The 13,453-nt window shown below is 61.1% G+C and carries 13 protein-coding genes; 10 read left to right on the forward strand and 3 right to left on the reverse strand.

The window, feature by feature from the left end; translation table 11 throughout:
- Window positions 1–137 precede the first annotated feature (137 nt).
- From NKI97_RS02610 to NKI97_RS02620, 3 genes are all read left to right on the forward strand, one after another.
- A complete protein-coding gene (locus tag NKI97_RS02610) occupies window positions 138–1,655 on the forward strand; it encodes a S10 family peptidase (RefSeq protein WP_352448143.1) in 1,518 nt (505 codons plus the stop codon).
- A gap of 148 nt (window positions 1,656–1,803) precedes the next feature.
- On the forward strand, window positions 1,804–3,246 hold the full coding sequence (locus tag NKI97_RS02615; RefSeq protein ID WP_352821187.1) for a sensor histidine kinase: 1,443 nt from the start codon (window positions 1,804–1,806) through the stop codon (window positions 3,244–3,246).
- A complete protein-coding gene (locus NKI97_RS02620) occupies window positions 3,243–3,917 on the forward strand; it encodes a LuxR C-terminal-related transcriptional regulator (RefSeq protein WP_352448141.1) in 675 nt (224 codons plus the stop codon). Before NKI97_RS02615 ends, NKI97_RS02620 begins: the two co-directional genes overlap by 4 nt.
- A 39-nt stretch (window positions 3,918–3,956) precedes the next feature.
- Here the strand turns inward: NKI97_RS02620 and NKI97_RS02625 are convergent, their stop codons facing one another.
- Window positions 3,957–4,421 (reverse strand): hypothetical protein, encoded by a 465-nt coding sequence (locus tag NKI97_RS02625; RefSeq protein ID WP_352832523.1) that lies wholly within the window; start codon window positions 4,419–4,421, stop codon window positions 3,957–3,959.
- 896 nt (window positions 4,422–5,317) lie between these two features.
- Between NKI97_RS02625 and NKI97_RS02630 the strand changes: the two genes are divergently transcribed.
- The 5 genes from NKI97_RS02630 to NKI97_RS02650 all read left to right on the forward strand — a co-directional run bounded on the left by NKI97_RS02630 (window position 5,318) and on the right by NKI97_RS02650 (window position 10,755).
- Window positions 5,318–6,322 (forward strand): LacI family DNA-binding transcriptional regulator, encoded by a 1,005-nt coding sequence (locus NKI97_RS02630; RefSeq protein WP_352448139.1) that lies wholly within the window; start codon window positions 5,318–5,320, stop codon window positions 6,320–6,322.
- Window positions 6,323–6,395: 73 nt separating this feature from the next.
- Window positions 6,396–7,751, forward strand: coding sequence for an ABC transporter substrate-binding protein (locus NKI97_RS02635; RefSeq protein ID WP_352448138.1), 1,356 nt, complete (start codon window positions 6,396–6,398; stop codon window positions 7,749–7,751).
- A gap of 21 nt (window positions 7,752–7,772) precedes the next feature.
- Window positions 7,773–8,699 (forward strand): carbohydrate ABC transporter permease, encoded by a 927-nt coding sequence (locus NKI97_RS02640; RefSeq protein ID WP_352448137.1) that lies wholly within the window; start codon window positions 7,773–7,775, stop codon window positions 8,697–8,699.
- Complete coding sequence (locus NKI97_RS02645; protein ID WP_352832527.1) at window positions 8,692–9,534, forward strand: carbohydrate ABC transporter permease; 843 nt, start codon at window positions 8,692–8,694, stop codon at window positions 9,532–9,534. Before NKI97_RS02640 ends, NKI97_RS02645 begins: the two co-directional genes overlap by 8 nt.
- 24 nt (window positions 9,535–9,558) lie before the next feature.
- Window positions 9,559–10,755, forward strand: coding sequence for a glycoside hydrolase family 172 protein (locus tag NKI97_RS02650; RefSeq protein ID WP_352448135.1), 1,197 nt, complete (start codon window positions 9,559–9,561; stop codon window positions 10,753–10,755).
- A gap of 76 nt (window positions 10,756–10,831) precedes the next feature.
- Here the strand turns inward: NKI97_RS02650 and NKI97_RS02655 are convergent, their stop codons facing one another.
- A complete protein-coding gene (locus NKI97_RS02655) occupies window positions 10,832–11,071 on the reverse strand; it encodes a VOC family protein (RefSeq protein WP_352832578.1) in 240 nt (79 codons plus the stop codon).
- A gap of 596 nt (window positions 11,072–11,667) precedes the next feature.
- On the opposite strand from NKI97_RS02655, the gene NKI97_RS02660 reads away from it, so the two are divergent.
- Window positions 11,668–11,829, forward strand: a complete 162-nt coding sequence (locus NKI97_RS02660) for a hypothetical protein (RefSeq protein ID WP_352448134.1) — start codon at window positions 11,668–11,670, stop codon at window positions 11,827–11,829.
- Window positions 11,830–11,949: 120 nt separating this feature from the next.
- A complete protein-coding gene (locus NKI97_RS02665; RefSeq protein ID WP_352832530.1) occupies window positions 11,950–12,390 on the forward strand; it encodes a DUF2267 domain-containing protein in 441 nt (146 codons plus the stop codon).
- A gap of 12 nt (window positions 12,391–12,402) precedes the next feature.
- Here NKI97_RS02665 and NKI97_RS02670 read toward each other — a convergent pair whose 3' ends face one another.
- Complete coding sequence (locus NKI97_RS02670; RefSeq protein ID WP_352448132.1) at window positions 12,403–13,398, reverse strand: LacI family DNA-binding transcriptional regulator; 996 nt, start codon at window positions 13,396–13,398, stop codon at window positions 12,403–12,405.
- Window positions 13,399–13,453 lie beyond the last annotated feature (55 nt).

Genomic DNA, 13,453 nt, shown 5'->3' on the forward strand with positions numbered 1-13,453 from the left:
TCGCGCCCTATCTTCCGCCCTGGGCATCGGATTTCCAAATCCGACCCCTCTTCTTGTCAGATGTACTGGCGCACGGTGCTGTGACTTTGGTTCGGCCGACGGTGTGCTAGTTTCCAGCCAATTGCTCCGGAGACGTCATGCCTATCAAGCTGCAAGAAATCGCCCTCGCTCTTCTGCTGTTGGTTGCCGGAGTTGGGGTGGGTCACGCGGAGACGGCCCAGCGGCCGCCGCCCACAGGCGGGGTTCTCTCGCTCCTGCCACCGCCGCAGACTTCCGATCATTCGATTCTCATAGCCGGACGCACGCTCGATTACGAGGCCAAGGCCGGCACGCTGTCATTGCCGTCCGGCAAAGGCGATATCACCGCCGAGATTTTCTACGTCGCCTATGCACTGCATTCCGGGAAAGAAACGGGACCGGATCCGCGGCGCCCGATCACCTTCGTGTTCAATGGCGGTCCGGGAGCAGCTTCCGCTTATCTTCATCTCGGCGCGCTCGGTCCGCGGGTCCTGGCGACGGCGGCCGATGGAAGTTTCCTGCCGCCGCCGCAGAGGCTGTTCGACAACCCCGACACTTGGCTCGACATGACCGACTTGGTCTTTGTGGACCCTGTCGGAACCGGTTACAGCCGTGAAGCGCCCGGCACGGAAGTACACAGCTTCTGGGGCATCAGCCAGGACGCCGCGTCGATAGGCGCGTTTATCCGACTCTATCTGGCGCAGACGAACCGTACGGCATCGCCTGTCTTCCTGGCTGGCGAAAGCTATGGCGGCTTTCGAGCAGCATTGCTCGCCAGGAAGCTTCAGGAAGACATCGGCATCAGCCCGAGTGGCGTCGTGCTGATTTCGCCGGCGCTCGAATTCACGCTGGTGCGCCCGGACGAGTTCCAGCCGCTCCACTGGGCGCTGGAACTGCCGTCGCTGGCGGCAGTGCGCCTACACAGCGAAGGCGTTTCCGGCCCAGCCCTGCAGGAGCGGCTGGCGGAAGTCGAACGCTATGCGCTCGGCGATTATCTGTCCGCGCTGGCAGGTGGGCTGGAGCAGGGTGGACGCCTGGCGAGCCAGCGTGTCGCCGCAATCACCGGTCTGCCGCTCGATCTCGTCCAGCGGCACTTTGCACGCATTCCCATAGGGCTGTTCGCCAAGGAGTTTGCACGGGCAAAGGGCAATGTTCTCAGCGCCTATGACGGCAACATCGCGACAGCGGACGTGGCGCCAGAGAGCCTGGGAGTCGAGGGTCCCGATCCGGTGCTCGACCGAAGCGTGCCGGCGCTCACCTCCGCTTTCGTCGGCTATGTTCGTGATGAATTGAACTTCCGCACGGATATCAGCTATCGGCTTCTCAACCGTGAAGTCAGCGGCAATTGGGACTATGGGACGAGCGCGACGCGTCAGGGCTATGCGGGTGTCATGGACGACCTTCAACAGGCGCGCGTGCTAAACCCCAGCCTCGGCGTGCTGATCGTCAATGGCTACAGCGACCTGGTGACGCCGTATATGGGCTCGCGCTACCTGCTTGGTCAAATTCCTTCGCTTGCCGGCGCAAAGCCCATTCGCACCGAGGTGCTGGAGGGCGGGCACATGATGTATCTGAGGCCGGATGGACGGGCGGCACTGAAGCAGGCCGCGTCCGAGCTTTACCGAACGACGCAATGAGACGGTTTGCCCAAAAAAGCGCCGGATACGCTGTTCGCCCTCTCATCAGGCCCTAGTTCCATCGCGATTGATCGGTTACACACCTAGGATGGCGTCTTTCAGCGACGTTCGACAACGGATTAGCCGGCTCTCCAGAATCGCGCCACTGGTGCGGCGTGCTGCCGAGCGGGCCATTCGGAACACCAAGCCACACAGGCTGACAAGCCTTGTTGACCGTTGGAATGCGCTGTCGCTGGCAACGCAGTTCCTGCTCGCGGGCGGCCTATTTTCCCTGTCAGCCATGGTGGTGGTGGGGATTTCCGTCACGAACCATATAGAAACCGTGGTCACGCAGAATTCGGCATCCGCAACGGCTCTTTACGTGGACAGCGTTATCGCGCCGCTGCTTCCGGATATGCGCAAGAGCGAAGTGCTCGACGAGAGCGTCGCCCATGCGCTCGATGAAACGCTGGGACAAGGGGCACTCGGCACAAGGCTCGAATCCTTCAAGCTCTGGCGTCGCGACGGAACCATCCTGTATTCGACCGACAAGACATTGATCGGCAAGCGCTTCGAACCCAGCGACAATCTCCGGGCGGCATTCGCAGGCCAAATGGTCTCGGAGTTCGACAAGCTCGACGATCCGGACAGCGAGGCCGAAAGAGCCAGCGGCTTGCATCTCCTCGAGATCTACAATCCGGTGCTGCAGCCATGGTCGGGGGAAGTGGTGGCCGTTTCGGAATTCTACGAGGTCGCCACTGATTTTGAAAGAAACCTGCATCAGGCGCTCATTCGAACCTGGCTGGACGTTGCCGTCGTCACAGCGGCCTTCTTTCTCGGGCTGTCGGCAATCGTGTTCCGTGGCAGCCGCATGATCAGTTCGCAGAGCCGCTCGTTGAAGCAGCGCATTGCCGAGCTTTCCGATCTGCTTGCGCAAAACAGACTGTTGAGGCTGCGGGTGCAGCGTGCCTCGCAGCGTGCCACCGCACTTAACGAACGCTATCTCAGGCGCATCGGTGCGGACTTGCACGATGGCCCCGCGCAATTGGTTGCTCTCGCGGCGCTGGGGATCGACAGCCCCGTCATTGCCGATCCCGCTACGCCGCAATCGAAGCGTGCACAGGAATTGCTGGCCATCAAAGCACATCTGGACGATGCCATGCGCGAGATCAGGAGCATCAGCAAGGGCCTTGTCCTGCCGCATATCGAGCATGCCGAACTGGGTGAAATTCTCCAGCTAGCCGTACGGGCGCACGAAGAACGAACCGGCGTCAAAGTGAGATTATCGATGACCGGCGGCCATGCGCCGTTGTCGCCGGCGGCCAAGATCTGCATCTTCCGCTTCGTCCAGGAGGCGCTGAACAATGGATTCCGTCATGCCGGAGGTGAAGGTCAGTCGGTCGAGAAACATTTCGACGGCGAGCGCGTTTGTATCGAAGTGGCCGACGCCGGCGCTGGCTTTGACCCGCAAATCGTGCGTCCCGAGAGGCTGGGACTCATTGGGCTGCGCGAGCGGGTGGAAAGCCTCGGGGGCCAGTTTACCGTGACTTCCTCACAGAGTGGCACAGTCGTAAGAATGGCCCTCAACATCGTTGAAATGGGGCAGACATGACAGTAGCCATCAAGCTCGCCATCGTCGACGACCACCCGCTGTTCAGGGAAGGCGTTGTGCGCACGCTCGATCAGATCGGCGGGTTCGAGATCGTCGGTGAAGGAAGCAGCAGAGACGATGCCCTGCGGATAATCGAAGACCAGCGGCCCGACATTCTGCTGATGGACATCTCGGTTCCTGGAGGTGGCCTTGGCGTGATCGGACCGGCCCTTGAGCGGCATCCGGCACTGAAAATTGTGATGCTGACCGTTTCGGAAGAAAACCAGCACGTGATGACCGCGTTGCAGAGCGGGGCAAGGGGCTATGTTCTGAAGGGGGTCGGGTCGAGGACGTTGGCTGCGATCCTGCGCACGGTAGCGTCGGGCGAACGATATGTCTGTCCACAATTGTCGGCGCGCCTGTTGGCCGATCTCTCGGCTCAATCAAAAGAGCCGGCGAAAGCTGACGGACTTGCCGACCTCACCAGCCGCGAAAGGGAGATCCTGACGCTGGTTGCCGCGGGACTGAGCAACAAGCGGATCGGGCTTCGGCTGAACCTGCATGAAAAGACGATAAAGCACCACATGACGCGAATCCTGGCCAAGCTCAACGTCAGCAACAGGACCGAAGCCGCCATGACCTTGCGCGATGCGACTGAGCGCCGGCATCCGCCTGTTCGCGATCATGCTTGAGCCGAAATTGCCGCACAGCGCGGCCATGTGAACTGGCCCTCAGTTGATCATTCCAAGCAACCTGTCCCGATCGGAACGCGTCGCCAGGCGCCGAATGATGGTGCGGCCCTCGGCATCCCGCATTTCATATTGGTCGCTGTCGATGCGCTCGCTGAGGCCGTTCGAATGCACCACGCCAATGCTCGGGCCGCTCACCTCGACCCGGTCTCCTGTGGATGCGTTGACAAAGAGTTTTGGCTTGCTATCGGGGTTTACCGCAGGGGCGGGATCAGGGAGATTGTCGTCCTGCGACTTTGCTTTGCCCTTGCCGGCACCAGCGTTCGAGTTCGAATTGCCGGAGTTTCCACCCGAATTGCCCGAATTGCCGTTCCCATTCCCGTTCCCGTTCCCGCCATTGCCGTTGCCGTTCCCGCCATCTTTGGCCCAGGCAGCCTGCGGGCCGAGCGACTGCGATGATCCATCGAACACGACGCGATAGGGGCTTACGACGAGAATGAAGGTCAAGACGACTACAGAAATGCCGACACGACGTCCTCGTGAAGATCCGGTCCTTCGTTTCCGGGTCGTCATCAATGAACTTGCCAGTCGCATGTCGGAACTCCCCTTAATCATACGGCTCTGTCGTACTGCCTCCTGTTCGAATTCGTGTGATGCTTAAAACAATGGTTTGCGTCCGGAACGTCAAGGCCCACCAGTCCCACGATGGTAACTGGTGGGTCTCGCTAGCGCAGGAAGGGACTATTTACTGCGCAAGCCTTTTGCCTTCCCGTGGTTGCGTCTCTCCGCGATAGCGCCGAGTTCCCACTGTCAGCCAACAATAAATCCAATGGCCGCGATCCCGAAACACAGGCCAAATAACGGAAAAAGCAGCCAACGTGCCTGGTGAATGCTCGGGTCCATGGCGGCCTCCTGTAACAGTCGGCATCGCAACGGGGCTCCTCGGAACTCAGTTCCTGAAACTCTCGCATTTCGGGCTTTTGCGATAGCAGCCTCGGACCAAAGTTTGGCTGTGCGGGTCCTTGGTCGATAGGCCTACAGACTGAAGTCCCTATGCCAGGAGCCACCCTGCATTCGGCGACCTTTGTGTCCAACTGGCAGCTGCGATCCACCGCCCCCTTCGAATGCTTTGCGTTTCTGGCTCTATGGCAGCAACGCCGTTGGTCTACTGCCGCATCGTTGAAACGCCACCAATACAGACCCATATGCGAATTGCGCCGGATGTCTCCTCCCATTGCGTCCGGCGCGTTCCCCTCTGGAGGTTATAGACCTTCACACTTGGCCGGGCTTAACAGTCCGGCCTTTTCTTTTGGCATTTTGCGCAATCCGCCTGACGGCCCTAATTTGCGAGACACCGGTAAAATCGATTTGCAAATGCATTCATGTGCTCATAACCTGTCACCATGAGCACGATTTCCAAAGTTGCTACGCGAGCGGGCGTGTCGCGCACGACCGTGTCGCATGTCATCAACCATGCGGACCGGGTATCGAAATCGCTGCGTGAACGCGTACAAGCGGCGATCGACGAACTCGGCTACACGCCGAACCCGCAGGCGCAAAGCCTGCGCACCGGCCGCACCAACATCATCGCGATGCTGATCCCGGACATCCGCAACCCGTTCTATCCGGAGCTGGTGAAAACGGCGCAGTCGACGCTCGAAATGGTCGGCCTCGACATGCTGATCTTCAACACCGACGTGCCGGGCGGACATTCACAGGATCACGGCCGCGAGTATTTGCGCCAGATAGGGCGCAAGCGGGTCGACGGCGTCATCGTTGCCGACTTCGCGCTGCACGGCATGCACAGCGAACTGCTCAGCCTCGATCTGCCCGCCGTCTTCATCGGCCATCTGCCGAACCATGCTGTCGACAGCGTCCAGCTGGACGATTTCGGCGGCGGCTATCTGATGGGCGAGTATCTGGCGAAGAGGGGCCATCGCCGCGTCGCCCATGTCACCGGGCCAGCCTTTTTCAAGGAGGCGATGGCGCGTGCCGCCGGCTTCGAAAAAGGGCTCGCCGACAATGGCGTGCCAATCTCCGCCGATCTGCGGTTCGAGGGAAGCTATCTTGCCCCGTCAGGGCGGGAAGCGGTCACCTGGCTCAGGGAGAAGCACGGCGGAAACCTGCCGTCGGCGATGTTCTTCGCCAATTATCTGATGGCCTCCGGTGCGCTGACCGAATTCTACGACCATGGGATCAATATCCCTCAGGATATCGCCATCGCAGTCTTCGATGACCTGCCTCAACTGGAATATGTCAGGCCGAAGCTGACCCGTGTCGGCAACAGTCCGACAATGCTTGCCAAGCGCGCCACGCAAATGCTGCTCGAGCGGCTGGGTGGCAAAGTCGAGGGCGCGCCGCGCACCGAAGTGATCCCATGCGTGTTGAGCCCATTCGACAGCGCGTGACGCCAGATGCCGGCAAAGGGAACGGAGGTCCCTTCGCCAACGTTCGACCGAACAACATCCAAGGGAGGAATTGATGACTGACAAAACGACCCGCGACCGGCCATTGGCCAGCCTGAACCGCCGTCGGCTGATCCAGGGCGGCGCCACTTTCGCTGCCGCCGGCCTCACAGGCTTCCCGTTCATCAACAGGATGGCCGTGCGCGCTCAGGAAGCGCCGCTGAAATTCTGGCAGTTCTATGCGCCTGGGGGAGACGTGAAACCGCAGGTCCAGTGGTTCGAGAAGCTGGTGGCCGACTGGAACGACGGCCACGACCAGAAGGTCGAGCTCGAATATGTCGTCAACAGCGAATACATCTCCGGTTCCAAGCTGGCAACGGCCTTCGCGTCGGGCGAGGGCCCTGACATCTTCCTCATCAGCCCCGGCGATTTCCTGCGTTATTACAATGGCGGCGTACTTGCCGACCTGACGCCGCATATCGAGGATGCCGCCAAAGCCGATTTCCCGGAAAGCGTCATCGCCAACCGCATGGTGGACGGCAAGATCTACGGTGTGCCGATGGAAGTCGAGCCGATGGCCTTCTACTATTCGGTCAAAGCGTTCGAGGATGCAAAGCTCAACGAGAACGACGTGCCGAAGACCTGGGACGAGCTGTTGGCGGTCGCCAAAAAGCTGACGACGCCCAGTCGCTACGGCGTGCTGTTCGAAACGACTCCCGGCTATTACCAGAACTTCACCTGGTATCCGTTCCTGTGGCAGGGCGGCGGCGAATTCCAGGGCAAGGACGGCAAGAGCGCCTTCGATTCGCCGGCCACCGTCCAGGCGCTGAAACTCTGGCAGGATGCCATCAATACCGGCGTGGCGCCGCGTCAGGTGGTCGGCGGCGGCTTCGACATAGTCGCCAATCTCGGGGCAGGGCTGTGCGCCATGCAGAACTGCGGCATCTGGGGCATTTCGGCGATGGACAACAACGCCAAGGACGTGCCCTACGGCATCTTCAAATTGCCGACACCGGCCAATGGCAAATACGTCACCGTCGGCGGTGGCTGGGCCTTTGTCGCCAATGCCGGAGGCAAGAACCCGGATGCTTCCGCCCAGTTCTGCGCCTGGGCGCTGGCCTCAATGGATCCGGCATCGATCGACCGGGTCGTCAACTGGTGCACTGTCGCCAAGAGCGACATGCCGCCGCGCAACAGCGCGCTGAAGGCCGGCGCCGATGTCTTCAGCACCGGCAAGTTCGGCACCTTCGCCAAGGAGATCCATCCGGGGACGCGCGCCGAGCCGCGGGTTCCGCCGGAGGCCTACAAGATCATCTCCGACGCCATCCAGTCGGCACAGCTTGGCGGGGTTGATACCCAGCAGGCGGCGACGACGGCCAGTCAGCAACTCGATGCGTTCCTCGCTTCCTATTCCGGCGCGCCGATCCTTTAGGCCCTTTCCAGCATGGATCAGATGAAACCGCCAGCCGCGGGCGCGAATTCCGCCCGCGGCCTCACCGCCAAGCAAAGGGAGCGCTGCGCCGCATGGCTGTTCGTCCTGCCCGATGCGGTTGGCCTGCTGGTGTTCGTCGGCGTGCCGATGCTGCTGTCGCTCGCCGTCGGGTTCTTCGAGGTCAACGGCTTCGGCGGCTACAGGTTCGTCGGGTTCGGCAATTACAGGCGCATGTGGGGCGACCCGCTGTTCTGGTCGTCCGTGAAGGTGACGGTAGCTTATGCCGTCATGCTGGTGCCGGCGCTCTACGTCGCCGGACTGGGACTGGCGCTTCTGGTGCAGAAGACCAACCGCTTCAACGCGGTCATGCGCTCGATGTTCTTTGCGCCGCAGATGGTCAGCCTGGTCGTGGTGGCGCTCGTGTGGCAGCTCATGCTGGTCGAAAAGGTCGGCATCGTCAGCCGGCTGGCGCCGCTCGTCGGCCTCGGCGGAATTTCGCTGCTCGGCGATCCAAATCTGGCGCTGTTCACGCTGGTGCTGGTCAGCGTCTGGTTCCTGATGGGTTTCTACATGCTGATCTTCCTCGGCGGGCTCCAGGACATCCCGGCAGAGTACTACGAAGCCGCAAAGATCGACGGTGCCGGGCCGGTGACAAGCTTCTGGTACATTACTTTGCCCTTGCTCAAGCCGACCAGCTTCTTCGTCCTCCTGGTCTCGCTCGTCGCGGCTGTCGCCGGCGGCCAGGTCTTCGACCTGATCTATGTGATGACCAAAGGCGGGCCGGTCAATTCGACCTCGGTGCTGATCATCTACATCTACAAGCAGGCGTTCCAGTTCGGCGCCTTCGGCTATGCGTCGGCAATGGCATCGCTGCTGGTGCTGGCGCTGATGCTGGTCACGGTCTTCTTCTTCGTGCTGACGCGCGGCGGACGTTTCGAGCATGACTGACGGCCGAACTCCTTCCGGCCGTTCGCAGATACGAGCGGCGAGACTTGCCTGGATGCTGGCAACCGCCGCACTTGGCCTGATGACGGTATTCCCGCTTGTCTGGATGCTGGTCATCTCGCTCAAGCCGGCGAGCGACGTCTTCACGCCGAGCCTCATTCCGGAACGCCCGACGCTCGGCAATTTCCTCTATGTGCTGACCGAGGTGCCGTTCCTGCGCTATCTCTTCAATTCGTTCTTCGTGTCGGCGACGGTGACGGTTGCTGCGCTGTTCTTCCATTCGATGGCGGGCTATTCGCTCGCACGGCTGCGTTTTCCGGGCCGCGACATTCTGTTCCTCGCCATGTTCTCGACCTTCCTGGTGTCGCTGCCAGTCATCATCGTGCCGCTGTTCATTTTGACGCGGACGCTGCACATGCTGGACAGCTATGCCGGGCTGATCATTCCGGCGATCTTCAACGCGTTCGGCATCTTTCTGCTCAGGCAACATTACCTGTCGCTGCCCAGGGAACTGGAAGAAGCCGCGATCATGGACGGCGCCGGCTACTGGCGCATCTATTGGAGCATCATCCTGCCGCTCAGCCGGCCGATCCTGTCGGCACTGGCGATCCTGTTCTTCCTCGCCAACTGGAACGCTTTCCTGTGGCCGTTGACGATCACATCGGACCTCAACCTCTGGGTGGTGCAGGTAGCCATTGCGAACTTCAAGAGCCAGTACGCCGCCGCCTGGAATTATGTCATGGCCGCCTCGACCATCGTCGCCGTGCCGATGCTGGTCCTCTTCGTGATCTTCCAGCGCCAGATCATGGAATCCATCAAGACAAGCGGCCTGAAATAACCGCTGAAGCAAGAGGAGAAACACATGGATAATGCCGGCCTGTCGCCGCTTCGCGGGCTCGCCAAATTGCGCGACGCCAAAACCCGCCGGTTCTCAAGCTACGACCGCACCGGCGGCAATGACGACCGGCTGCACATTGAACCCGGCCAGACGGTGGTGATTGCCGAGCATGACGGTGCCGGCATCGTCACGCATATCTGGGCGACGCTCGCCTGCGAGAGCGAGGCGTTCCTGCGCAAGATCGTATTGCGCGCCTATTGGGATGGTGAGGCACATCCGAGCATCGAAACGCCGATCGGCGATTTCTTCGGCATGGGCCATGCCCGCACCCGCAATTTTGCCAGCCTGCCGGTGCAGGCAAGTCCAGAGGATGGCAAGGCCTTCAACTGCTACTTTCCGATGCCGTTTGCCAGCCACATGCGCTTCACCGTCACCAATGAGGCTGAGGACGACCTGCTTTTCTATTACTATGTCGATCTCGAACTGCATGAGGAACTCGAGGAAGGCCTGGGCCGCTTCCACGCCCAATACAGGCAGCAGCGACCTGACGGCATAGACGAGACGGGGCTGGCCAACGAGCAGGTCCTGTTTGGCGGGGAAAACACCGACGGGAACGGCAACTACACCATCCTGGAGGCGGAAGGTCACGGCCACTATGTCGGCGTGCTCTATTCCGTCTATTCGCGGCGGCGTTCCGCACTATGGGACTGGTATGGCGAGGGCGACGACATGATCTTCGTCGACGGCGAGCCGGGCATTTCCGTGCCGGATACAGTGCGCAAGCCCGATCCGCGCATCGGACCGAAGGCCGAACTGATCGACGATCGCGGCGAGACCGGCCCCGGCGTCAACGATGCCTGGCCGCCGACGCTGCACGGCACCGGCACGGAAGATTATTTCAATACGGCATGGTGCCCGACACAGGACTACAGCGCGCCCTATCACGGCATCATCGCCGCCGGCGGGCCGAACTGGACCGAGCCGGTTACGCTCTATCGCTGGCACATAGAGGACCCGGTCATCTTCCACAAACGCATCCGGGTGACCATCGAGCACGGTCACGCCAATCGCCGCTCGGACGACATTTCGTCGGTCGCCTTCTGGTATCAGGCCGAACCGCACAAACCGTTCGAAGCGCTTGTCGATGTCGAGGACCGCATCCCCACCTATCGCGCGCCTTATCACAATTGGAATGCCGCCTTCGACGAGAAAAGGCGTTAGGCCGGGATGCGTTCGAATTGAACCGTGCATCCCGCGCTATCTGTGTCGGGGCACGACCCTGCCGCAGCGTGCCGCCTCAGCTGCGAGGTGGAAGTTGCTGGACAGACCAGGTGTTGTCGTCGGGATCCTCAAAGAAGACAAATCTGCCCCAGGGAAAATCCTTGATATCGCTGACCTCGATACCTTGAGCGGCCAGGTACCGGTGAGCCTCATCGATATCGGGCACGACGAGTTGCAGGCCCTTATGGATCCCGGGGGGCTGTCGACGAGGCCCTTGCCCATGGCAATCGAACAGGCCGAACCGGGCGGCGTCAATTGCACGAAACGTATCTCGTCGCTTACGGTGTGGTCGTGATCGAGATGAAAGCCGACCTTCCCAACATAAAAGGCAATTGCTCTATCGACGTCCGATACGGGGACCGGGACCAGCTCCAGCTTCCAATCCATGACAGCCCTTTCGCAGCTTGATCGCCAAGTGGTGCCGAACACCGTGGGCGCCATCCCGCCATCTTCCCAATGCCATTGTCGGCGCGGGCCGCTCAGTCAGTCAAGAGATACCCGGGCTCGGGCAACGTGAGGACTGGTCTCATTGCTGAGACGGCGTTCGGAACCGATGAGCACAAGCTCAGTTAGGCGGAGGACAACCACCTTTCGGATCAGCAAGGCCGACTTTAATGATCGGAACGCAGGCGCCGAATACAACTGTGGGAAGGTTGAACGGGCGTCGTTGACGCGCGAAGGGATTGCTTGGAAGCGACGCTCGCCGAAGCTGGCGAGATCGTCGGACGGCGAAGCCGAAGCGCAATTATGCCGTGAATGCCTACGATTCGGCCTGCCTTCTCCTTGCCGCGATCAAAGACGCCAGCACTGTATCCAAGGGGACATCCGAGCCGGCGCGACGTTCTGGCGGCGGTGCACAATATCCGTTTCAAGGGAATCGCTTATCGCGAGCCCGTTCGGTGGGATGAAAAGGGTGACAATCTGGCCGCTGTGACTGCACTCAACGGGGTGGAAAACGGCCGCTTCCGACAGATCGCCGAAATCCAGCAGATGCAGAGTGTCGAGCAGACCTGACGCCGACAGGCTCTCCGACCGAACCGGTTTCCGCCGCTTTGCCAGGACGATTTTCACAGGACCACGAAACAATAATCTCCGGTCGCCGTTTCGCCCGCAGAACCTTTCGAGGAGGCGACGATGAGCGCAACCGGCTTGGACGTTTTCGACAAAACGCTGCAAATAACAAACATCTGGCTTGACGAGATCATGGCGGATCTTGGTCCGGATCGACACGTCGCCTGGCATACATTGGGCGCCGTTCTGCGAACCCTTCGCGACAGGCTGCAGATCGGACTGGCGGCCAAATTGGGAGCGGAACTGCCGCTGCTCGTGCGCGGCGCCTACTATGATCGCTATCGGCCCGCCGACATGCCCGACAAGACACGCTCGCTCGAGAAATTCCTGCAACACATCGCCGATGAATTGAAATCGACCCGTCCTGTCGATCTCGAGGATGCGGCACGCTCTGTGCTGCGTGTGCTTGCACGGCATATCGACCTTGGCCAGTCGGCAAAGGTGCGGGATGCGCTGCCAAAGGAAATCCAGGTCCTCTGGCCTGAAAGCGTGGGCGTCAAATAGCGGCGATCCTGCTCATGCGGACGCGCGACGGACCAACTGCCACGAAACGCTGAAAAGGGTAGGTATTGCGCCCGGTGTTGCCGAGATCAATGAGATCAGATGATCGGCAAGATGGTCGTAGTGGGCAGTTTCGGGGCCGATTGTCGTCAATGCCGGATGACTGAATTCGCCCTCGTCGATATTGCCGCAGCCGATGACTGCAATGTCGCCGGGCACGGAGAGGCCGGCCTCCTCGAATGCGTGCAGGGCGGTCACGGCGGCAAGATCGGATTCGACGAAAAGGGCGGTCGGCCGATCCTTGCGGGCGGCCAGCGCCGTAGCATTGGCAAACGCAGCCTTGCGCGCCTCTGCACCGCCGATCACCAGGTCGTCTCGCAGCGGAAGGCCGCGTGCTTGCAGGAAGCTGCGATAGGCGGCGAGACGGCTCCCGTCCACAGCTTGCTCATGCACCATATAGGCGATGCAGCGATGGCCGGCTCGGTAGAGGTAGTCGAGTGCCTCGAAGACGGCCCTGCCGGTATGCTGGCGCACAACCGAGAAGCCTGCCGGCTCGATGGTCGGATGGAAGATCACCGCTGGCCGGCCCGCGGCCGCCAGGCGCGCGGCCAAGACCATCACCTCGGGCTCGGAGAGATGCTGCCAGTCGGCGATAATGCCGTCTGCCAGCCCGCTCTCGATTTCCCTCACGATCCGGTCGGTTCGCTCGAAGGTGTCTCCCGCGGTGATAATTGTCGAAAATCCCCTCAGCGCCGCTGCAGATTGGATATCCTGCGCGATCCGGTCGCTGAACGGCACGCCGAGACGAGGCAGTACAAGGCAGATTCGCTCGGCCTGCTGGCGGCGCAGCTGCCGCGCGGTGCGGTTTTGCACGTAGTTGAGCTCAGCGACGGCCTCGAGGATGCGCTGCCGCGCCTCCTTGCCGACGAACTTCAGGCGCGTGCTGTCGCCGCTGAGCAGGTACGACACGGCAGCGGTCGATACATTGGCGCGCCGGGCGACATCGGCCATGGTCGGCGCCTTTCTGCGATCGGAACTTCTCTCGTGCATTGTTGGATCCGCTGCG

It is taken from the genome of Mesorhizobium sp. M0296 (assembly GCF_040321675.1).
In the GTDB taxonomy this organism is placed as follows: Bacteria; Pseudomonadota; Alphaproteobacteria; order Rhizobiales; family Rhizobiaceae; genus Mesorhizobium.

Coding starts and splice junctions, on each gene's coding strand:
- NKI97_RS02610 (WP_352448143.1), top strand. CDS start 138: ATGCCTATCAAGCTGCAAGAAATCGCCCTCGCTCTTCTGCTGTTGGTT.
- NKI97_RS02630 (WP_352448139.1), top strand. CDS start 5,318: ATGAGCACGATTTCCAAAGTTGCTACGCGAGCGGGCGTGTCGCGCACG.
- NKI97_RS02620 (WP_352448141.1), top strand. CDS start 3,243: ATGACAGTAGCCATCAAGCTCGCCATCGTCGACGACCACCCGCTGTTC.
- NKI97_RS02670 (WP_352448132.1), bottom strand. CDS start 13,398: ATGGCCGATGTCGCCCGGCGCGCCAATGTATCGACCGCTGCCGTGTCG.
- NKI97_RS02635 (WP_352448138.1), top strand. CDS start 6,396: ATGACTGACAAAACGACCCGCGACCGGCCATTGGCCAGCCTGAACCGC.
- NKI97_RS02640 (WP_352448137.1), top strand. CDS start 7,773: ATGAAACCGCCAGCCGCGGGCGCGAATTCCGCCCGCGGCCTCACCGCC.
- NKI97_RS02645 (WP_352832527.1), top strand. CDS start 8,692: ATGACTGACGGCCGAACTCCTTCCGGCCGTTCGCAGATACGAGCGGCG.
- NKI97_RS02665 (WP_352832530.1), top strand. CDS start 11,950: ATGAGCGCAACCGGCTTGGACGTTTTCGACAAAACGCTGCAAATAACA.
- NKI97_RS02650 (WP_352448135.1), top strand. CDS start 9,559: ATGGATAATGCCGGCCTGTCGCCGCTTCGCGGGCTCGCCAAATTGCGC.